The 20,851-nt window shown below is 69.9% G+C and carries 19 protein-coding genes and 1 tRNA gene; 13 read left to right on the forward strand and 7 right to left on the reverse strand.

Going from position 1 to position 20,851, the window contains the following annotated elements:
* Positions 1-23 precede the first annotated feature (23 nt).
* The 3 genes from LXM50_RS02010 to LXM50_RS02020 form a co-directional block, all read right to left on the reverse strand.
* Positions 24-1,307, reverse strand: a complete 1,284-nt coding sequence (locus LXM50_RS02010; protein WP_233309550.1) for a nitrate/nitrite transporter — start codon at positions 1,305-1,307, stop codon at positions 24-26.
* Positions 1,308-1,418: 111 nt separating this feature from the next.
* Positions 1,419-2,003, reverse strand: coding sequence for a histidine phosphatase family protein (locus tag LXM50_RS02015; protein WP_233309430.1), 585 nt, complete (start codon positions 2,001-2,003; stop codon positions 1,419-1,421).
* Positions 2,000-2,836 carry a Sir2 family NAD-dependent protein deacetylase gene (locus tag LXM50_RS02020; protein ID WP_233309431.1) on the reverse strand — a complete coding sequence of 279 codons (837 nt, stop codon included), beginning with the start codon at positions 2,834-2,836 and terminating at the stop codon, positions 2,000-2,002. Before LXM50_RS02020 ends, LXM50_RS02015 begins: the two co-directional genes overlap by 4 nt.
* Positions 2,837-2,949: 113 nt before the next feature.
* On the opposite strand from LXM50_RS02020, the gene LXM50_RS02025 reads away from it, so the two are divergent.
* Entirely contained in the window at positions 2,950-3,762 is an 813-nt protein-coding gene (locus LXM50_RS02025) for an RNA methyltransferase (protein WP_233309432.1), read from the forward strand.
* Between the two features lie 36 nt (positions 3,763-3,798).
* On the opposite strand, the gene LXM50_RS02030 is transcribed toward LXM50_RS02025, so the two are convergent.
* Both LXM50_RS02030 and LXM50_RS02035 read right to left on the reverse strand, forming a co-directional pair.
* On the reverse strand, positions 3,799-4,623 hold the full coding sequence (locus LXM50_RS02030) for an SGNH/GDSL hydrolase family protein (protein WP_233309433.1): 825 nt from the start codon (positions 4,621-4,623) through the stop codon (positions 3,799-3,801).
* Between the two features lie 69 nt (positions 4,624-4,692).
* Positions 4,693-5,952 carry an LCP family protein gene (locus tag LXM50_RS02035; RefSeq protein ID WP_233309434.1) on the reverse strand — a complete coding sequence of 420 codons (1,260 nt, stop codon included), beginning with the start codon at positions 5,950-5,952 and terminating at the stop codon, positions 4,693-4,695.
* Positions 5,953-6,113: 161 nt separating this feature from the next.
* Between LXM50_RS02035 and LXM50_RS02040 the strand changes: the two genes are divergently transcribed.
* Together LXM50_RS02040 and LXM50_RS02045 are read left to right on the forward strand one after the other, a co-directional pair.
* Positions 6,114-7,856, forward strand: a complete 1,743-nt coding sequence (locus LXM50_RS02040) for a DEAD/DEAH box helicase (RefSeq protein ID WP_233309435.1) — start codon at positions 6,114-6,116, stop codon at positions 7,854-7,856.
* A gap of 163 nt (positions 7,857-8,019) precedes the next feature.
* Entirely contained in the window at positions 8,020-9,129 is a 1,110-nt protein-coding gene (locus LXM50_RS02045) for a VIT1/CCC1 transporter family protein (RefSeq protein ID WP_233309436.1), read from the forward strand.
* A gap of 122 nt (positions 9,130-9,251) precedes the next feature.
* Here LXM50_RS02045 and LXM50_RS02050 read toward each other — a convergent pair.
* Positions 9,252-9,336 (reverse strand) — tRNA-Leu (locus LXM50_RS02050).
* 109 nt (positions 9,337-9,445) lie between these two features.
* Here LXM50_RS02050 and LXM50_RS02055 point away from each other — a divergent pair.
* Both LXM50_RS02055 and LXM50_RS02060 read left to right on the forward strand, forming a co-directional pair.
* Entirely contained in the window at positions 9,446-10,747 is a 1,302-nt protein-coding gene (locus tag LXM50_RS02055; RefSeq protein ID WP_233309437.1) for a M20/M25/M40 family metallo-hydrolase, read from the forward strand.
* Positions 10,748-10,816: 69 nt separating this feature from the next.
* On the forward strand, positions 10,817-11,641 hold the full coding sequence (locus LXM50_RS02060) for an undecaprenyl-diphosphate phosphatase (RefSeq protein WP_233309438.1): 825 nt from the start codon (positions 10,817-10,819) through the stop codon (positions 11,639-11,641).
* Between the two features lie 50 nt (positions 11,642-11,691).
* On the opposite strand, the gene LXM50_RS02065 is transcribed toward LXM50_RS02060, so the two are convergent.
* Positions 11,692-12,543, reverse strand: a complete 852-nt coding sequence (locus LXM50_RS02065) for a PAC2 family protein (RefSeq protein WP_233309439.1) — start codon at positions 12,541-12,543, stop codon at positions 11,692-11,694.
* Positions 12,544-12,635: 92 nt separating this feature from the next.
* Here LXM50_RS02065 and LXM50_RS02070 point away from each other — a divergent pair, with 92 nt between their 5' ends.
* From LXM50_RS02070 to LXM50_RS02105, 8 genes are read left to right on the forward strand one after another with little or no spacing between them, the layout of a single operon-like run.
* A complete protein-coding gene (locus LXM50_RS02070) occupies positions 12,636-13,322 on the forward strand; it encodes an HAD family phosphatase (RefSeq protein ID WP_308192500.1) in 687 nt (228 codons plus the stop codon).
* Positions 13,319-14,350 carry a tRNA (adenine-N1)-methyltransferase gene (locus LXM50_RS02075; protein WP_233309440.1) on the forward strand — a complete coding sequence of 344 codons (1,032 nt, stop codon included), beginning with the start codon at positions 13,319-13,321 and terminating at the stop codon, positions 14,348-14,350. The genes LXM50_RS02070 and LXM50_RS02075 overlap by 4 nt, the downstream gene beginning before the upstream one ends.
* A 10-nt stretch (positions 14,351-14,360) precedes the next feature.
* Positions 14,361-15,269, forward strand: coding sequence for an FKBP-type peptidyl-prolyl cis-trans isomerase (locus LXM50_RS02080; protein WP_233309441.1), 909 nt, complete (start codon positions 14,361-14,363; stop codon positions 15,267-15,269).
* Positions 15,270-16,256, forward strand: coding sequence for a YafY family protein (locus LXM50_RS02085; protein WP_233309442.1), 987 nt, complete (start codon positions 15,270-15,272; stop codon positions 16,254-16,256).
* Positions 16,256-17,242, forward strand: coding sequence for a WYL domain-containing protein (locus LXM50_RS02090; RefSeq protein ID WP_308192501.1), 987 nt, complete (start codon positions 16,256-16,258; stop codon positions 17,240-17,242). The genes LXM50_RS02085 and LXM50_RS02090 overlap by 1 nt, the downstream gene beginning before the upstream one ends.
* A gap of 37 nt (positions 17,243-17,279) precedes the next feature.
* Entirely contained in the window at positions 17,280-17,564 is a 285-nt protein-coding gene (gene tatA / locus LXM50_RS02095; protein WP_233309444.1) for a Sec-independent protein translocase subunit TatA, read from the forward strand.
* A 59-nt stretch (positions 17,565-17,623) separates the two neighbouring features.
* Positions 17,624-18,379, forward strand: a complete 756-nt coding sequence (gene tatC / locus LXM50_RS02100) for a twin-arginine translocase subunit TatC (RefSeq protein WP_233309445.1) — start codon at positions 17,624-17,626, stop codon at positions 18,377-18,379.
* Positions 18,376-20,850: an RNA helicase gene (locus LXM50_RS02105; RefSeq protein WP_233309446.1), complete on the forward strand. Its 2,475-nt coding sequence runs from the start codon at positions 18,376-18,378 to the stop codon at positions 20,848-20,850. The genes tatC and LXM50_RS02105 overlap by 4 nt, the downstream gene beginning before the upstream one ends.
* The last annotated feature ends 1 nt before the right edge of the window (position 20,851 follow it).

The following is a 20,851-nucleotide window of genomic DNA, read 5'->3' on the forward strand; positions in this document are numbered from 1 at the left end:
CCGCGCGGTCGCTGATCGCGCGGTCAGTCGTTCCGGGGATGGCGGTCCAGACCCAGGACCCGCCGGGTCAGGCGCCGCTCCCGCACGATGAAGACCGTGCCGAGCACCCAGAGCGGGATCTGGGTGAGGAACGCCCACCGGAACGCGTCGAGCGAGTAAGTGGCCGGCGTGCCCGCGCCCTGCAGATCGAGCGCGAGACCGATCAGGAAGATCGCGATGAGGGCGGCCAGGAAGCCGCCGCCGTTGACCACGCCGGTGGCGGTGCTCAGCCGATGCTGCGGATTGTGCGTGCGCGCGTGGTCGAACGCGACCATCGACGCGGGTCCGCCGGTGGCGAGTGCGATCGCCAGCAGGATCAGCAGCCACAGCGGCGCCGTGCCGGGCCACAGGATCACGGCGAGCCAGACGAGCACCTGGAGCGCGATCGTCGGCAGCACGAGCATGAGGGACCGGCTCGTCGGATGACGGGCGGACAGTGCACCGAGGACGGGACCGAACAGGATCCCGAAGATGACGTAGACCGTGGTCACCAGCGAGGCCGCGCCGATCGAGAGTCCCTCGCCGTTCGTGAGGAACGGGATGCCCCACAGCATCATGAAGGCCGTGCCGGCGAACGGGGTCGTGAAGTGCGTCCAGAAGCCCAGCCGGGTGCCGGGGTGGGCCAGCGCCTCGCGCAGCGACACGCGCAGGTCCGCCTGGGAGGTGACGACGCGGATCGCACCGGTGTCGGTGTTCACCGAGACGTCCTGGGTGAGCTCGGGAGGGCGGTTGCGGATCAGCGCGAACACGAGCACGGTGAACAGCACGCCGAGCCCGGCGAGAGAACCGAACGTGACGGACCACGAGGTCGAGTGCAGCAGTACGGGCAGGGGGAGGAGCGCGACGAGCTGCCCGAGCTGGCCGACGATGCCGGTCAGCTGCGCCATCAGCGGGCCCCGTTGCGCCGGGAACCAGATCGCGACGAGGCGCAGCACGCCGGGGAAGATCGCGGCGTCGCCGGCGCCGAGGATCATGCGCGCGACGATCGCGACGCCGACATTCGGCGCGAACGCCATCACGAGCTGGCCCACCGCCATCAGCAGCATTCCGGCGACCATGATCGGCCGGGAACCGAAGCGGTCCAGCAGCAGGCCGACCGGGATCTGCATGAGTCCGTACACCGCGAGCTGGAGCACGGCGAAGAGCGACAGGGTCGACGCATCCGCTTGGAACAGGTGCGCGGCGTCCACCCCGACCGCGGACAGCGACGTGCGATTCGTGATCGACACGACGTAGGCCGACACACCCACGATCCAGATCAGCCACATCCGCCAGGTCGGTGCAGGGGCGGGATTCACGGCTCTCCTCGGGTCGGCGGCGTCTTCGATCCTACGCCCGGCGCCGTTCCCGATCGGGGCGCCGCCCCGCGGGAGCCACGTTCAGACGACGGCGGCGTCGAGCAGTCTCAGGCCGCCGCCGTCCATCGCGAAGCGGTGCACGGATCCGTTGCCGAGCCGCTCGCCGGGTGCCGGCAGCGTGCCGCCCGAGGCGTGCTCGAGCAGGGCGCGGATGACGCCGCCGTGGGTGCACACGAGCACGGACTCCACTCGCGGGGCGGAGCGTCGGCGGGCCGCGAGGTCGATACGGGCGAGCGAGGCGAGCGCGCGGTCCGTCAGCTGTGCGGTGGTCTCGGCTCCGGGCACGTCATCGTGACGTGCTCCGAACCGCTCCCGGTACTGATCCCAGAGCAGCCCTTCCGCCTCGCCGAACTCGTGCTCGCGCATCCCCACGGTGATCAGCGGCACCGCGAGCCCGAGCTCGCGGGCGATGATCTCCGCGGTCTCGAGGGCGCGGACGAGCGGGCTCGCATAGACGTGATCGAAGGGCCGGCCGGCGAGGCGCACGGCGGCGGCGCGCGCCTGGGCGCGACCGGTGTCGTTCAGCGGGATGTCGGTGGACCCCTGGATCCGTCCCTCCAGATTCCAGTCGGTCTGGCCGTGGCGGATGAGAGTGATGAGGGTCACGTGAGCAGCTCCTGGAGGGCGGGGAGGACGACGCTCGTGGATGCCGCGATGGTCGCGGAGGCCCAGGCATCGGCCCTGGTGGGCTCGAGGTTGACGATGACGATGGGGAGGCTGCGGCGGCGTGCGCGCTCGATGATGCGGATGCCGGAGTTCACCACCAGCGAGGAACCGGCGACGACCAATGCGTCGCCCGAGCGCAGCAGTGCCTCCGCAGTCGCGAACCGCTGGGCCGGGATGAACTCGCCGAAGAAGACGACGTCGGGCTTGAGCGGCCCTGCGCAGACCGTGCAGACCGGCAGGACGAAGCCCGCGGTCGTCTCGGGCCTGACATCGCCGTCCGGGCCGAGCAGCACGTCGTCCGGAACGTCGAGCCAGGCGTTGCGACTCTCGATCTGCGCGGCCACGGCGTCGCGGGAGAAGCTCTGGCCGCACTGCAGGCACAGCACGGTGCGCATGGTGCCGTGCAGCTCGACCACGCGTGCGGAACCGGCGGCCAGATGCAGGCCGTCCACGTTCTGCGTGATGACGCCGACCGCATGCCCGTCTCTCTCGAGTCCGGCGATGGCGTGGTGGCCGGGGTTCGCCGCAGCGGTGCCGAACGAGCGCCAGCCGAGATGGCTGCCCAGCCAATACCGACGCTGCGCCTCCTGCGAGCCCAGGAACGTCTGCACGGTCATGGGCGTGCGCCGTCGCATCGATCCGGCGCCGCGATACGCCGGGATGCCCGAGTCGGTGGAGAGGCCGGCGCCGGTGAGGAACGCGATGCGGCGGTCGGCGAGGAGTTCCGCGACGGGCTCGAGCTGCGCGTGCAGCGACGGCGTGCTGGTGTTCATCCGACCTCCTCGCCCGAGTCTACGGGCGCGTTGACGGACAGCGGCCGAGTCGCCGATGCGTGCCGATGGCGTGCAGAACTCGTCGGACCCGAGCGACCTGGAAGAGTGGATCCGTGCATGAGACCCGCATCGACGACCCCGCAGATCCTCGACTCGACGACTACCGCGGGCTCACCGACACGGCGTTGCGCACTCGCGGCGACGTCGACGGCGGGCTGTACATCGCCGAATCGCTCAAGGTCATCGAGCGCGCTGTGCGCGCGGGGCATCGCCCGCGCTCCGTCCTGACCCAGGAGCGCTGGCTGGACGGTCTGCGCGCGCTCTTCGGGTATGCCGACGTCGAAGCGTACGTCTGCCCCGACGCGGTGGTCGAGGCCGTGGCCGGGTTCCCCGTGCACCGCGGCGCGCTGGCGGCCATGCACCGGCCCTCGCTGCCGCCGCTCGCAGAGGTGGTGCGCGGGTCGCGCACGATGCTGGTGCTGGAGGATCTCATCGAGCACCAGAACGTCGGATCGGCCTTCCGCGCCGCGGCGGCCCTCGGCGCCGATGCGGTGCTGGTCTCCGCCCGCTGCGCGGACCCGCTGTACCGCCGCAGCGTGAAGGTCAGCACCGGCACGGTGTTCCAGGTGCCGTGGACGCGGTTCGACAGCTGGGACGAGCTGGTGCCGATCCTGCGGAGCGAGGGGATCCGGCTCGCCGCACTGGCGCTGCGGGACGACGCCGAGACGCTCGACGCCTATGCCGCACGGCGTCCCGAACGTGTCGCACTCGCGTTCGGATCCGAGGGGCCCGGCCTGACCGCCCAGGCGCTGGCGGCCGCGGACGCCGTGGTGACCATCCCCATGGCCGGTGGCGTGGACTCGCTCAACGTCGCCTCGACCGCGGCTGTCGCGCTCTGGGCGCTGCAGCATCCGCCGCGCGGCTGAACGGCCGTTCGCCGTCCCGCCCACGCGGTCTCCGGGTCACTCGTCGTGCGGCAGCACCACGGGCAGCGGCTCGGGACGCTTGGCCTCGATGCTGTCTCCGGACGACTGGTGGCGCAGGCGTCGCAGCACCCACGGCACCAGGTGCGTGCGCGCCCAGATCAGGTCCTCGCTGCGGGCCTCCCGCCAGGTGCGGGCGGGGAACGGGTCGGCGACCATCTCCCGCAGGTCGCTGGGCACATTCAGGGCGCGCAGCACCATACGGGCGACCTCGTGATGGCCGAGCGGGTTCATGTGCAGCCGGTCGTCGGCGAAGAAACGCGGATCCTGGATGATCTTCAGGCCCCACTGATCGGCGACGATGCAGTCGTGCCGCTCGGCGATCGCGCGCACGTTCTCGTTGTAGATCGCGACCTTTCCGCGGAACGGGCGGAACACGGGGGTGAAGTTCGTGTCGATGCCGGTGAACAGCACGATCGCGGCGCCCGTGCGATCGAGGCGCGTGACCATGTCGTCGAGCAGCACGGCGATCTCGTCGGGATCGGTCCCCGGGCGGATGACGTCGTTCCCCCCGGCGCAGAGCGTGATCAGATCGGGGTTCAGCGCGATCGCCGGGGCGATCTGCTCATCGCTGATCTGTCCGATGAGCTTGCCGCGCACGGCGAGGTTGGCGTACGCGAAGTCCTCGCTCTGCGCGCCGAGCACCTCCGCGACGCGATCGGCCCAGCCGCGGTGGCCCCCCGGGGCCGTCGGATCGGGGTCGCCGATGCCTTCGGTGAACGAGTCGCCGATCGCCACATAGCGATGCCACGGGTGCGGCGTCTCATTGGGGACGTACGGGGTGCGCGGTTCGTGACCGGACATGATCCTCTCCTCCTCGCGGGCGCCTGCTCGGCGCGGCACAGCATCCGAGACTACCCGCGCACGTGGGGATCAGCCGCTGGTGTCGCCGTTCGTGCAGGTCTGCTGGGCCGCCGTACTGCCGCGCACGTTGTCGGAGAGCGGGACCGCAGAAGCGGCCGGCGTCGGCGTCGAGGTCGGAGCCGCCGAGCCGGCGGGACCGGGCGTCGGCGCGTCCGTGGGCGTCGTCGGTTCGACCGTGACTCCGTCGTTCACCGTGTTCTGGTGCGTGATCAGGACCGGTTGGTTCGCCGCGACGGCGGACCAGAGCGTCTGCGCGGAGGGGGCATCCGGGATGACGCGGTTGGGGTTGTCGGGGTCGGTGACGTTCGGATACTGGATGAACGTGATGTCTGAGGGCTGCACGTCCTTGACGGCGAGGGCGAGCTGAAGGATCGTGGCCGGGTTCTTGAGAGTCGTGCTGGCCTCGAGGTTCGTCAGCGCGATCGTGGCGATCTTGAGCACTTCGGGCACGTTCGACAGCACCTTCCCACTCGTGAGCTGGCGGGCGAGGCTGGCCAGATACTGCTGCTGGTTGCCGATGCGCGCGAGGTCGCTGCCGCTCACGAGGCCATGCCTGGTGCGCAGGAACTGCAGCGCCTGGAGGCCCTGGATCGTGTGCTCGCCGGTGCTCAGGTTGAGGCCCGTGTAGGCGTCGTCGATCGGGGTGGCGAGGCAGACCTGGACTCCGCCGATCGCGTTCGTTATGTCGATCACGGTGCCGAAGTTCACTGCGGCGGCGAAGTCGACCTGCTGCCCGGACAGCGCCGACACCGTCTTGGCGACGCAGGACAGCCCGCCCTCGTCATAGGTCGTGTTGATCTGGGCGGCGCTCTGCGCGGACACGTTCGTGCCGTCCTTCGTCGTGCACGACGGCACGGGCACGATCATGTCGCGCGGGAAGCTCACGACCGTGATGCGGCGCGGTGAGTTCGAGACGTGCATGAGCACGGTCACGTCGTTGTTCACGCTCGACGCGTCGGGGCCATCGCAACGGCCGGGGAACAGGTCCGCGTACTTCGGTTCGCAGGCGTCGATGCCGACGACGAGCAGGTTGAAGCCGTTCTTGTACGCGCCGATGTCGGGCGCGGTCGTGGGACCGCCTTCGAGCTGCACGCTGTTGTGCGCCACCGCTGCGGTGAGATCGCTGACCACATATCCGACCACGGCCGCGGTGCTCACCAGGACCACGGCGAGGGCGATGCCGAGCGCGCGGAGTGCTCGCGCCCAAGCGCGTGGCCGTCGTGCAGAGCTGTGCTGGGCGATCGGGCGCGCCGAACGGTGTCGTGTCACAGAGATTCCTTCGGGCAGGGCGCTCCGAATGGAATGCCGGCTCGCACTCTAGGGTCGCCCGTCGTGGATCCGCTGAGCCGATCCCTTGGGAATGCTGAGACCGGCGTCAGGGGATCCGACGCGCCCGGGAATGTCAGCCGCCTCGTCTATCGTGGAATCCCATGCTCTCCCCGTCCTTCCCTCAGCGCGCGCCCTGGGGCACCGCAGACAGGCTGAGGGCATGGCAGCGCGAAGCTCTGGAGGAGTACTTCCGGATCCCCGAGCGCCGGGACTTCCTCGTCGCCGCGACGCCGGGCGCCGGCAAGACCACGTTCGCGCTCACGCTCGCGGTCGAGCTGCTGCGCACGAACGAGGTCGACCGGGTGATCGTGGTCGCGCCGACCGAGCACCTCAAGACGCAGTGGGCCGACGCCGCCGCGCGGGTGCACATCCGCCTGGATCCGCGGTTCCGCAACAGCCATTGGGCGCCCTCCCGCCAGTACCACGGCGTCGTCGTCACGTACGCGCAGGTCGCTGCGAAGTCATCGGTGCACAAACACCTCACGGAGGACGCGCGCACGCTCGTCATCCTCGACGAGGTGCACCACGGCGGTGATGCCCTCAGCTGGGGCGACGCCATCCGCGACGCCTACGGGTCGGCGAAGCGACGTCTGCTGCTGTCGGGAACCCCGTTCCGCAGCGACACTGCGCCGATCCCGTTCGTCGAGTACCTGCCCGACGAATCGGGTGCCCGGATCTCCAGCACGGATTACGCGTACGGCTACGGGCGGGCGCTGCAGGACGGCGTGGTCCGCCCCGTGCTGTTCCACATGTACGCGGGAAAGATGCGCTGGCGCACGAGCGCCGGCGACGAGCTCGAGGCGCACCTCGGCCAGGACAACACCAAGGACGTCACCTCTCAGGCCTGGCGCACGGCGCTGGACCCGGAGGGGGAGTGGATGCCCGCCGTGCTCTCTGCCGCCGATCGGCGGCTCACCGAGATCCGCCATCATGTCCCCGATGCGGGCGGTCTCGTGCTCGCGACCGATCAGACGGTCGCCCGCGCGTATGCCAAGATCCTGCACTCGCTCACGGGGCAGCGCCCCACCGTCGTGCTGAGCGACGATGCGACCGCCTCGGAGCGGATCGAGAAGTTCAGCGCGTCGGGCGACCGTTGGATGGTGGCCGTGCGCATGGTGTCCGAGGGCGTGGACGTGCCCCGCCTCGCGGTCGGCGTGTACGCCACGTCGTCGTCGACGCCGCTCTTCTTCGCGCAGGCCATCGGCCGCTTCGTGCGCGCCCGCCGTCGCGGCGAGGCGGCGAGCGTGTTCCTGCCCAACGTCCCCGTGCTCATGAAGCTCGCCAACGAGCTCGAGCGGCAGCGGGACCACGCCCTGGATCGGCAGTCGAAGGACGAGGACGGGCTCGAGGATTCGCTGCTGGAGAACGCGAACCGCGAGGAGGACGCCTCTGATGCACTCACCCAGGAGTTCAGCTATCAGGCGATCTCCTCGCTCGCGCATTTCGACCGCGTCGTCTTCGACGGCAAGGAGTTCGGCCAGCTCGCCGAGCCGGGCACGCCCGAGGAGGAGGAGTTCATCGGGATCCCGGGCCTGCTCGAACCCGAGCACGTGCACGAGCTGCTCATGCAGCGGCAGTCGCGGCAGTCGCGGCTGCGGGAAGCGCGCGAGGCCGTCACCCCGGCGCCGACCACGACGCTGCCGGAGCCGCTGCACCGCACCCTGCGCGAGCAGCGGCAGCTGCTGAACAGTCTCGTCGGCGTCTATGCGCGCCAGACCGGCGACCCGCACGGCGCCGTGCACGCCGAACTGCGTCGGCTGTGCGGCGGCCCCGCGGTCGCGCAGGCCACCGTGACGCAGCTGCAGTCGCGCATCGATCTGCTGCGCCGACGCGTGCGCTCCTGAGCCGATTCCGTCTCGGAGCGATCGGCCGCTGAGCAGGTCGTACGGACGCGCCCGGAATCTCCCGGTTCGGATCCCCGAAATGCTGTCAATCCCCGTCCTGGCGCGGATCCTCGGGGCCTGGATCGATAGCGTGGAACGGTTGCCCCGATCCGTGAAGGACGTCATGAACACCCCTGCTCCTGTCCCCGCCGAGCCCACAGCGGCCGACCGCCGTCGCTGGGCGCGCTACCTCGTCGAGGAGCGCGCGGAGGCGCATGTCTATCAACAGCTCGCCCAGCGCCGCGAAGGCGAGGAACGCGAGATCCTGCTCGAGCTCGCCGCCGCCGAGGGGCGTCACGAGGCGCACTGGCTCGAGCTGCTCGGCGGAGAGCCGCACCGTCTTCCGCGTCCCGGCCTGCGCACCCGGATCCTCGGCTGGATGGCGGGGCGCTTCGGATCCATCTTCGTGCTCGCACTCGCGCAGAGCGCCGAAGCGCGATCCCCGTACGACTCCGAGGCATACGCCACACCGGCCATGCGTGCGGATGAGAAGGTGCACTTCGAAGTGGTCCGCGGGCTCGCCGCGCGTGGTCGGCGCCAGCTCTCAGGGTCCTTCCGGGCCGCGGTGTTCGGCGCGAACGATGGTCTGGTGAGCAACCTGGCGCTCGTGCTCGGCATCGGCGCCACCGGTGTGAGCAGCGGGTTCGTGCTGTTCAGCGGCTTCGCGGGCCTGCTCGCCGGGGCGCTCTCGATGGGGGCGGGCGAGTTCGTGTCCGTGCGCTCGCAGCGCGAGCTGCTGGAGGCCACCGAGGAGAACGGGCACGGCGACGCCACCGCGAGCGACCTCGACCTCGATGAGAACGAGCTCGCGCTCGTGTACCGGGCGAGGGGCATGGACGCCGACGAGTCGCTGCAGCGCGCCCGCCGCGTCGTGAGCGCGGCCAAGGCCGGAATGGCGCAGCGGGCCACCGGCCCGCTGCGCGTGCCGATCGCCGATGGCGACGAGCACGAGATCATCGGCAACGCCTGGCCGGCCGCGATCTCGAGCTTCCTGCTCTTCGCGTCCGGCGCGATCGTGCCGGTGCTGCCGTGGATCTTCGGGATGCAGGGCACGCCGGCGGTGCTCCTGGCCCTCACGCTCGTCGGGATCGCCCTGCTCGGCACCGGTGCGACCGTCGGGGTGCTCTCCGGCGGGCCGCCGCTGCGGCGCGGTCTGCGCCAGTTGGCGATCGGATTCGGCGCCGCCGCCGTCACCTACGTGCTGGGTCTGCTGTTCAACGTCAGCGTCGGCTGACCCACGGCGGATACGAGGAGAGCCGGGATCGCTGATCCCGGCTCTCCTCGTATCCGCCCATCGACTGACCGGGCACGAAGAAGGCCCCGGATCCTTTCGGACCCGGGGCCTTCTTACCAGCGTGCGCGAGGGGGGACTTGAACCCCCACGCCCTATTCGGGCACTAGCACCTCAAGCTAGCGCGTCTACCTATTCCGCCACCCGCGCTGGTGTTTTCGGCTGTTCCCAACCGAAGATCGAGATTAGCACGATCCTGGGGCCTGCTCGAACCAGGGTGCACGTCGGGCGCGTCGCAGGGGTTCGATAGCCTGGTGCCATGCCCCAGACGGATGCCGGACTTCCCGAGGTCGCGCGGATCGCCGCCGAGCTCATCCGTTTCGACACGTCCAACTTCGGCGGCGGCGACGCGAAGGGCGAGCGGGAGGCCGCGGAGTACGTCGGGGCCTACCTGGAGTCGCTCGGCCTGCAGCCGGAGTACTACGAGCCGATCCCGCGGCGGACGAACGTCATGGCGCGGGTGGAGGGTCGGAACAAGGACAAGCCGGCGCTCGTCGTGCACGGGCATCTCGACGTCGTGCCCGCGATGGCGCGGGATTGGAGCGTGGACCCGTTCGCCGGCATCGTGCAGGACGGCATGCTCTGGGGCCGCGGCGCGGTCGACATGAAGAACATGGACGCGATGATCCTCACGTCCGTGGCGGAGATCCTGCGGGCGGGCGAGCAGCCCGAGCGCGACCTGATCCTGGTGTTCTTCGCCGATGAGGAGAACGGCGGCGTCGAGGGCTCCGCTCTTGTCGTGCAGAACCGGCCCGAGTGGTTCGCGGGGGCGTCCGAGGCGATCAGTGAGGTCGGCGGATATTCGATCCCCGTCGGAGACCAGCGCGCCTACCTGCTGCAGGTGGGGGAGAAGGCGCTGATGTGGATCCGCCTCATCGCGAAGGGGCGTGCCGGGCACGGCAGCCGCTTCCATCCCGACAACGCGGTGACGAAACTCGCCGACGCCGTCGCCGCGATCGGCCGCACCTCGTGGCCGATCCAGCTCACCGACACCACTCGCGACTTCCTCGACCGGATGAGCGCGCTGACAGGCCTTCCCGTGGACGACCCCGATGCCCTGGCCGCGACGGCGGGCCCCGCCGAGGCGTTCCTGCGCTCCACGCTGCGCACGACGACGAACCCCACCGTGCTGCAGGCCGGTTACAAGCACAACGTCATTCCCGAGCGCGCCGAGGCGCTCATCGACGTGCGTGTGATCCCGGGCCAGGAAGAGGACGTGCTCAGGCAGCTGCGCGCACTCGTCGGCGACGACATCGAGCTCGAGATGGTGGTGCAGGACATCGGCATGGAGACGCCGTTCGCCGGTCCTCTCGTCGACGCCATGGTCGCGGCGCTCGAGCGGCACGATCCGGGCGTCCCCGTCATCCCGTACCTGCTCGGCGCGGGCACGGACAACAAGGCGCTCGCGTTCCTCGGCATCACGGGCTACGGCTTCGCGCCGCTGAGACTGCCCGCCGATCTCGACTTCACCGGCATGTTCCACGGCGTGGACGAGCGCGTGCCGATCGATTCGCTGGTGTTCGGGCAGCGCGTGCTGACCGACCTGCTGCGCACCTACTGACCGCCGCTCCGGTTCACGACCACAGACCGACCTCCCCGCGCGAGCCTGCGCACGACGCGAAAGCGATCCATGCACCTTCTCGAAGCCATCTTCCTGGGGATCGTCCAGGGCCTCACCGAGTTCCTGCCGATCTCCTCCAGCGCGCACCTCCGCATCGTCGGCGCCTTCCTGCCGAGCGCACAGGATCCCGGCGCCGCGTTCACCGCGATCACCCAGATCGGCACCGAGGCGGCCGTCGTGGTGTTCTTCTGGCGCGACATCGTCCGGATCATCGGGAACTGGTGGGCCGCCCTGATCGGCCGGATCCCGCGCAACGACCCCGATGCCAGGATGGGATGGCTGATCATCATCGGCAGCATCCCGATCGTCGTGCTCGGTCTGGTCTTCAAGGACCAGATCGAGACCGTGTTCCGTTCGCTGTGGCTGGTCGCGATCATGCTCATCGTGTTCGGCGTGCTGCTCGGCGTCGCGGATGCGATCGGGGCGCGTCGGCGCACCCTCAAGGACCTCACCCTCGGTCACGGCATCGTGTACGGCCTCGCGCAGTCGCTCGCGCTGATCCCCGGCGTGTCCCGGTCGGGCGGCACGATCACGGCGGGCCTGCTGCTCGGCTATGAGCGCGAGGCGGCCGCGCGCTACGCGTTCCTGCTCGCGATCCCGGCCGTCTTCGGATCCGGCGTCTATCAGGCGGTCAAGAGCATCGGCGAGCCGAGCGTGTTCTCCGCGGGCGAGACCCTCGCCGCCACGGGCATCGCCTTCGTCGTGGGCCTGGGCGTCATCGCGTTCTTCATGCGCTGGATCTCGCAGCGCAGCTTCCTGCCGTTCGTGGTCTACCGGATCCTGCTCGGCATCGTGCTCATCGTCCTGCTCGCGCTCGGCGTGATCAAGCCCTGACCGCGCGTCCGCCCGCGCGGGCGGATCGGAATCCGTGCGGGCGCGACGGCTCAGCGCTTGTGCTCGCCCGGACCCTCGCCGTTGCGACGGAAGAACCGCTCGAAGGCCTGTGCGATCGCCTCGCCCGAGGCGTCGGGGGATTCCCAGGTGTCGCGCTTCGTCTCGAGCTGCGCGATGTAGGCGGCCATCTCCTCGTCCTCCGCGGCGGCGGCGTCGATCGTCGCCTCCCACATGGCGGCTTCGGTCGACAGCGATCCTCGCGGCACGTCGACCCCGGTCACCTCGTGCAGCCGGTCCAACAGGGCCAGCGTCGCCTTGGGGGACGAGCCGCCGGTCTGCACGTAATGGGGCACGTTGGCCCAGAGCGACAGCGCGGGGATCCCGGCCTCCTCCGCAGCGTGCTCGAGAGCGGAGAGTATTCCGATCGGGCCCTCGTACGTCGAGCGCTCGATGCCGAGCGCCTCGCGGACCTCGGCGTTCTCGCTCGACGCGAAGATCGAGATGGGGCGGGTGTGCGGCACGTCCGAGAGCATCGCGCCGAGTGTCACGAAGCCCGTGACGTCCTCGCTGAGTGCCGCGTCGATGAACTCGGCGCTGAACGCCTGCCATGCCCGCGCGGGCTCGGTGCCGGTCAGCAGCCACAGCCTCGGCTCGGTGCTCTCCGGGGCTCCGGCGGGCCGCAGCATCCGTGCCGAGGGCCAGCGGAGGCTGCGATTGCCCGCCTGGTCGCGTTCGAGCGTCGGGCGGGCCCACTGGTAGTCGAAGTACAGCTCGGGATCGGCCGCGTGCACGAGGGAGTAGCCGCCGTCGTCGATCTGCTCGGCAGCGGCTGATGCGGCCTCTCCGGCGTCGTTCCAGCCGTCGAAGGCGGCGACGACGATCCGGGTTCCGAGTACCTGCACAGTGTTCCTTCCTGCGGCGACCTGCGCCGTGTGTTCCGTCCAGGCTAGTCCCCGCCACCGTCGGCGGCGCGGGCCGCCGGTACGATGGGGGAGTGAATCAGCACCCTCGCGCGGTCCTCTGGGACATGGACGGAACCCTTGTCGACACCGAACCGTACTGGATGGACGCCGAGACCGATCTCATCGAGTCCTTCGGCGGCACCTGGACCCATGAGCAGGCTCTGCAGCTGGTCGGCAACGGCCTGATCGACAGCGCGATCATCCTCCAGGGCGCCGGTGTCGAGATGGGTGCCCAGGAGATCGTGGACGAGCTCACCGAGCGCGTGCGCGTGCGTCTGCAGCAGGACGGCGTGCCGTTCCGGCCGGGCGCGCGGGAGCTGCTGCGCGAGCTGCGCGAGGCGGGCATCCGCACGGCCCTGGTCACCATGTCGCTGCGTCGCATGGCCGAGGACATCGTGTCGCTCATCGGTTTCGACGCGTTCGACGTGATCGTCGGCGGCGATGACGTCGAACGTCCCAAGCCCTTCCCGGACCCCTATCTGCAGGCGGCCGACGCGCTCGGCGTCGACATCGCCGACACCGTGGCGCTCGAGGATTCGCGCACCGGATTGCAGGCCGCCGTATCCGCCCGTACGGTCGCGATCGGCGTGCCGCACATCGTCGCCCTCGACGGTCTCGATGCGGATGCCATCTGGGACTCGCTGGACGGGCGCGGAGTCGATGACCTCGCCGTCGAGTTCACCCGTGTCCGCGCCGCCCGCGCGGAGGCGGCCCTGTGAGCGCGCAGAGGCCCAGCGGCCCGTTCCGTGAGGGCGATCGCGTGCAGCTGACGGGCCCCAAGGGCCGGATGCACACCGTCACGCTGCGCGCGGAGGGCGAGCTGCACACGCACCACGGCGTTCTGCGTCACCGCGATCTCATCGGCCTGCCGGACGGCTCCGTCGTCGCCAACAGCTCGGGCAACGAATACCTCGCGCTGCGTCCGCTGCTGCGCGACTTCGTCATGTCCATGCCGCGCGGCGCGGCCATCGTGTATCCCAAGGATGCGGCGCAGATCCTGACCCAGGCCGACATCTTCCCCGGTGCGACCGTCGTCGAAGCCGGTGTCGGGTCCGGGGCCCTCTCGTTGTCCCTGCTGCGAGCGATCGGACCGAGCGGACGCCTGGTGTCCTTCGAGCGTCGCGACGACTTCGCCGACGTCGCGCGCGCCAACGTGGAGACCTTCCTGGGTGAGCTCCCCGAGACCTGGAGCGTCGTCGTGGGCGATCTTCAGGAGCAGCTGTCCACCGAGTTCTCGGCCGGCACCGTCGATCGGGTCGTGCTGGACATGCTCGCGCCGTGGGAGTGCATCGACGCGGTCGCGGAGGCGCTCGCCCCCGGCGGCGTGGTGCTCTGTTACATCGCCACCGCCACGCAGCTCTCCCGGGTCGCCGAGTACGTCCGCGGTACGGGCCTGTTCACCGAGCCGGAGTCCTCGGAGACCATGGTCCGCGGCTGGCACGTCGAAGGCCTGGCGGTGCGGCCGGATCACCGGATGGTCGCGCACACGGGCTTCCTCATCACCGCGCGCCGACTCGCCCCCGGCGCCATTCCGCCTGATGTGAAGCGCCGTGCGGCGAAGAAGCCCAGCTACGGCGACGAGGACGTGGAGCTGTGGACTCCCGGCGCGGTCGGCGATCGCGAGATCACCGACAAGAACCTGCGCAAGCGCGTCCGCGAGGCCCAGCGGGCAGCAGGCGGTGCGCGACTGGCGGCGTCCGGCGACGCGGAGGCGGAAGGAACCGAAGGGGCGGATCCGTCCGCATAGACTGGAGCGCGTGCGTAAGACTGCCGCTGCTCTGATCACCCTCGGCCTGGCCGCCCTCGCGTTGGCCGGCTGCTCCGCAGGTCCGTCCTTCGCCGGACAGGCCTGCCCGACGCAGCCGAAATCGTCCGGCCTCACCGACTCCGTGACGGTGAAGGGCGACTTCGGCGCCGAGCCGACCGTCACCATCGCGTCACCCACCAAGGTGCAGAAGGCGAGCGTCGACGACCTCATCGTCGGGACGGGCGCTCCCATCACCGCGAAGAACCAGCCGATCGTCGTGGACATCGCGCTGTACGACGCGCGGACCGGGCAGAAGATCGGCGCGACCGGTTTCGACAAGACGACGGCGGCCTCGGACGTGAACAGCCTGGCGTCCCAGGCGAAGCCGCTCGGCGACGCGCTCCAGTGCGCGACCGCGGGGTCGCGTCTGCTCGTCGGCTTCCCCGCGGGCACCGCCGCGGAGGACGCGGCTGTCGCGGTGCTCGACGTGCGCACGGTGTTCCTGCCGCATGCAGAGGGCTCGCTGGAGTACAACGACGCCCTGGGCCTGCCCACCGTCGTCCGCGCGCCCGACGGACGCCCTGGCATCATCATCCCTGACGCCAAGAAGCCCACCAAGCAGGTCGTCCAGACCCTCATCCACGGCGACGGGCCCAAGGTGAAGAAGACCGACGGAGTCCGCGTGCAGTTCACCAGTGTGGACTGGGACACCCGCAAGGTCGTCAACAGCACGTGGGACTCCCAGTCCGCGGTGATCTCCGGTGCCGCCGGCATCGAGGGGCAGACCGTCGGATCCCAGGTGCTCCTGATCATTCCGCCGGCCGACGCGAGCACGGGCACGGGCAGCGACGGCAACGGCACCCAGGCGATCGTCGTCGACATCCTCGGCATCGACAACTCCTCCACGACGGGCCAGTAGATGGCGGAACGGATCCCCGCGGAGGAGCGTCTGACGAATCTCGTCGTGGCGCTCATGGCCACGGAGATCGGGCTGACCAAGCAGCAGATCCTCGCGTCCGTCTCGGGTTACCGCCAGCGTGCGGAGGGCAAGGCGGACGCACTGGACAAGATGTTCGAGCGCGACAAGGAGGAGCTGCGCGCGCTGGGCATCCCGATCGAGACGCTGGGCGACCACGCCGATCCGAATGATCTGCGTGAGGCGCGCTACCGCATTCCGAAAGCGGAATACGACCTGCCCGTCGACATCGAGTTCACCCCGGCCGAGCTCGCCGTGCTCCGCCTGGCCGGAAGCGTCTGGAGCGAGGAGTCGCTGTCCGCCGATGCCCAGGCCGGAGTGCGCAAGATCCGAGCTCTGGGGATCGATGTGGATGAGCCGATCATCGGCTTCGCACCGCGCATCACCGCGCGCGATGCGGCCTTCGCCCCGCTGCAGGGCGCGATCGAGCGCAGCGTCGGCGTCGCCTTCGAGTACCTGAAGCCGGGGGAGCAGGCGCCTCGTCGGCGCCGTGTGCAGCCGCTCGCCCTGGTGGAGTACGAGGCGCGCTGGCATGTGTTCGGCCGCGACGTGGACGCCGAGGGCGACCGCATGTTCCTCCTCACCCGCATCGTGGGAGACGTGACGGTCACGAACGATGCCTTCCCCGCCGAGCTGCGGGAGGGCGCCGGGGAGCGGGCGCTCGCGAGCCTGGAAGCCGTCGCCGCCGCGCACTCCGCCCTGCTGGAGGTCACCCCCGGCACGGAGGCGGCGCTGCGTCTCGGCCGGCGCGCTGAGCCGGCCGTGCAGGGCATCCGCGTGCGCTACGTGGATCTGCACATCTTCGCGGATGAACTGGCCTCGTACGGGCCGGAGGTGCGCGTCGTGGAGCCCGCCGTGCTCCGCGATGCCGTGATCGTGCGTCTGCGTGCGGCGGTCGCGGCGCATGCAGACCTGAAGGAGCGTTCATGATGGCGCAGCGCAGACCTCTGCTGAGCTCGGACCGCGTCCGCGCCTACCTCACGCTCGTTCCGTATCTGCTCGAGCGCGGCGAGGTGTCGCTGGCCGAGGCCGCGGCGGAGTTCGACATGACCGAGGCGCAGATGCGGGCCATGGTCGAGAAACTCACGGTGATCGGGCTGCCCGGGGACGAGGGCTACTGGCAGGCGCCGCAGGAGCTGTTCGACATCAACTGGGACCTGCTGGACGAGCAGGGCATCATCGAGATCACCAACGACGTGGGCCTGCGACGCGTGCCGAAGTTCACCGCTCGCGAGGCCGCCGCGCTGGTCGCCGGCCTGCAGCTCGCCTCGGCGGTGCCGGGTGTCGCGGACTCCACCGTGGTGCAGACTCTCATCACGAAGCTCTCGCGGGGTGCCGCAGGGCTGCCCGCGGACGTCATCGTCGCGCCGGGGCCGGTCGACGAGGTCCGCACGGTCGTCGCGACCGCTCTGAACGAGCACGTCGCGGTGTCGTTCACCTACCGTGCGCCGGACGCGGCACCGACGACGCGCACGGTCGACCCGGTCACGGTGCTCATCACGAACGGGCAGTGGTACCTGCAGGGCTGGTGCCACCTGCGCCGCGCGATGCGCACATTCCACCTGGACCGTGTCAGCGAGCCGCGACTCACCGACATCGCGATCACGCACGGCGACGAGCCCGTGCCCGAGCTGTTCGCCGGCGACGGGGAGAGCGACGAGGCGGTGATCCGCTTCCCGGAGCGCCTCGCACCGCTCCTGCGCGACTATCTGCGCCGCGCCGATGCCGGCGTCCAGGGCGCCTCCATGACCGCTACGCTTCATGTAGGGGATCCGCTCAGCCTCAAACGGCTGGCCGCTCGTTTCGGCGGCGCGGTGGAGATCCTCGAACCCGCATCGGCGCGTTGCGCCGCTCGGGAATGGGCTGCCGCAGCACTTGCGCTGTACTCCGAACAAACCACCTCGCAGTCACGGTAGACTGTGCGCAACACCCGATCCATCAAGGGAGATCATCATGTTCGCCGGACTCAACGGATGGCATCTGGTCATCATCCTCGCCGTCATCCTGCTGTTGTTCGGCGCGGCCAAGCTTCCCGCGCTCGCGAAGAGCATGGGGCAGTCGGCCCGCGTCTTCAAGGGTGAGATGAAGGCCATGAAGGACGAGGATGCCGCGGCCTCCGCGACCGACGCCGCCGCATCCACGCAGGCGCCCGCCACGACGGCTCTGCCGACTCCCGTGCAGAACACGGCCGACACCACCGCCGTCAACCCGCCGCACGACGCCGGTACCCAGCGCTGACGGGCGTGACCGACGCGTCACCGGCGACGAAGGGGCGGAAGCCGCGTCGCGACAAAACCATGCCCCTCGCGGGGCACCTCGTCGAGCTGAGGAAGCGGCTGGTCATCGCAGCCGCCGCTCTCCTCGTCGGGATGATCGTCGCGTTCCTCGTGACGGACCCGATCATCAGCTTCGTCACCGAACCGATCCGTCAGGTTGCGAAGGAACGTGGTGACAACTTCGCTGCGCTGAACTTCGGAACGGTGACTGCCGCATTCGACATGCGGATGAGGATCGCGTTCTCGATCGGCATCTTCCTGTCGGCGCCGGTCTGGCTGTGGCAGATCTGGGCGTTCATCATGCCCGGCCTGACGAAGAAGGAGATCCGCTACACGGTCGGTTTCGTCGCCTCCGCCGTGCCGCTGTTCTTCGCCGGCTGCTATGTGGGCGTGCTCGTCATGCCGCACATCGTCGAACTCATGTGGGGCTTCACGCCGAAGGGCGCGGCCAACCTCTACAACGCGCAGGACTACTACGACTTCGTCTTCAAGCTGATGCTCGTGATCGGGATCTCGTTCATCATCCCGGTATTTCTCGTCGCGTTGAATTTCGCCGGCATCATGTCAGGGCGGGCGATCCTCAAGGCCTGGCGGATCGCGATCCTGATCGCGTGCCTGTTCGCGGCCCTGGCGACCCCCGCCGCCGACGTTGTCAGCATGCTGATGCTCGCCGGCATCCTGATCGTGCTGTACTTCGCGGCGGCGTCCCTGTCGTTGCTCTTCGACAGGCGCAAGCACAAGCGTCAGCAGGAGTTCCTCGAGGAGTCCACGGCATGACGTCGCCGGCGGATCGCTACGCCGCCGCCCGCGCCGCTCAGGACCACCCCGCCACGACCGCCTTCGCGGCGATGCAGCGCTTCCAGCTGGACCCGTTCCAGATCGAAGGCTGCCACGCCCTGGAGCGCGGCAGCAGTGTGCTCGTGGCGGCGCCGACCGGCGCCGGCAAGACGATCGTCGGCGAGTTCGCGATCCACCAGGCGATGTCGACCCCGTCGGACAAGGCGTTCTACACGACGCCGATGAAGGCGCTGTCGAACCAGAAGTTCCGTGAACTGGTCGACGTGTACGGGGCGGACCAGGTCGGGCTGCTCACCGGAGACGTCAACATCAACGGCTCCGCGCGCATCGTGGTGATGACCACCGAGGTGCTGCGAAACATGATCTACGCGGACTCCCGTGCCCTCGACGATCTCCGCTACGTGATCATGGACGAGGTGCACTACCTCGCCGATCGCTTCCGCGGCGCGGTTTGGGAAGAGGTCATCATCCACTTGCCGCGGAGCGTGCGGATCGTGGCGCTCAGCGCGACGGTGTCGAACGCCGAGGAGTTCGGCGACTGGCTGGACACGGTCCGCGGCGGCACCGAGGTCATCGTGTCCGAGACCCGTCCGGTCCCGCTCGAGCAGCACGTGCTCGTGCGGGACGACCTGCTCCCGCTCTTCGACGACCGCGCCGGCATCGCCACGGCGCAGGTCAACCAGGAGCTGCTGCGGATCCGTTCGTTCGGCGGTGCGAACTACGAGCGCAACCGCGATGCGCAGCAGTTCCGCAGCGCACGCCATGCGGGAGCGCAGGGACGGCGCCCGCAACGCGGCGGAAAGCGCCCGGTCCGCTCCGCGAATGTGCGTCGCATCGAGCGGCTGGACCGCCCTCAGGTCGTGGATCTGCTCGACCGTGCGAACCTGCTGCCCGCGATCTTCTTCATCTTCAGCCGCGTCGGCTGCGACTCCGCGGTGCAGCAGGTCCGCCGCTCCGGGCTGCGGCTGACCACGGCCGAGGAGCGCAAGGAGATCCGCGCGATCGTCGAGGACCGGGTGCGCACGCTGCGCGATGAAGACCTCGCCGTGCTCGGCTACTGGGACTGGCTGGACAATCTCGAACGCGGTGTCGCCGCCCACCATGCGGGATTGCTCCCCGCGTTCAAGGAGATCGTCGAGGAGCTCTTCCAGCAGCGTCTGCTCAAGGTCGTCTTCGCGACCGAGACGCTCGCCTTGGGGATCAACATGCCGGCGCGCACCGTCGTGCTCGAGCGCATGGAGAAGTTCAACGGCGAGGCGCGCGTCGCGATCACGTCGGGGGAGTACACCCAGTTGACCGGTCGTGCGGGCCGCCGCGGCATCGATGTCGAGGGACACGCCGTCGTGCAGTGGACCGAGGGCATGGATCCGCAGGCCGTCGCCGCGCTCGCCTCCCGACGCACTTACCCGCTGAACTCCAGCTTCCGGCCGACGTACAACATGGCGGTGAACCTGCTGGACCGGTTCGGGCGCAACCGCTCCCGGGAGGTCCTCGAGTCGTCGTTCGCCCAGTTCCAGGCGGATCGCGCCGTCGTGGGGCTCGCGCGCACCGTTCGCGAGGCCGAGGCGTCGCTCGAAGGCTATCTCGGATCGATGACCTGCGACCGGGGCGACTTCACCGAGTACTCGGGGATCCGGCGGGAGCTCAGCGATCTGGAGAAGAAGAACCGTGCCGATCAGCAGGCCCCGCGCGCGGTGCGCGAGAAGCGGCTGCGTCAGATCGAGTCGCTCCGCCGCGCGATGCAGCGTCATGCCTGCCACCGCTGCCCGGATCGCGAACAGCATGCGCGGTGGGCCGAGCGGTACTGGAAGCTCAAGCGGGAGACAGACCGCACCCGTCGGCAGATCGAGACCCGCACGGGCACCGTCGCCCGTGTCTTCGACCGGGTTCTCGATGTGCTCACCGAGGTCGGCTACGTGCAGGGGAGCGGGGATCAGCTGACCCTCACCGACGCGGGGCGCACCATGCAGCGCATCTACGGGGAGCGCGACCTGCTCGTCGCGGAGTCGCTTCGGCGCGGATTGTGGGACGGGCTGGACGCGCCGTCTCTCGCGGCGATGGCCTGCGCCCTCGTCTACGAGCCGCGGCGCGACGACGGATCGATCGACCCCCGGGATCTGCCGCGGGGTCGCTTCCGCATCGCCTGGGAGCGCACGCAGGAACTCTGGGCGGAACTCGACGACCTCGAGCACGACAACCGGCTGCCCGGATCCGATCGCCCCTCCGCCGGACTCGCCGGGGCGATGCACGCCTGGGCGCGCGGGATGTCCCTCGACGCCGTCCTGGAAGACGCGGACATGGCGGCGGGCGACTTCGTGCGCTGGGCGAAGCAGACCATCGACTTGCTGGACCAGCTCTCCATCGTCGCGCCGAACGCCGACACGGCGCGCACCGCCCGTACCGCACTCGACGGTGTCCGCCGTGGCATCGTCGCCTACTCGTCGATGTGAC

It is taken from the genome of Microbacterium sp. Au-Mic1 (assembly GCF_021341785.1).
GTDB lineage: Bacteria > Actinomycetota > Actinomycetes > Actinomycetales > Microbacteriaceae > Microbacterium.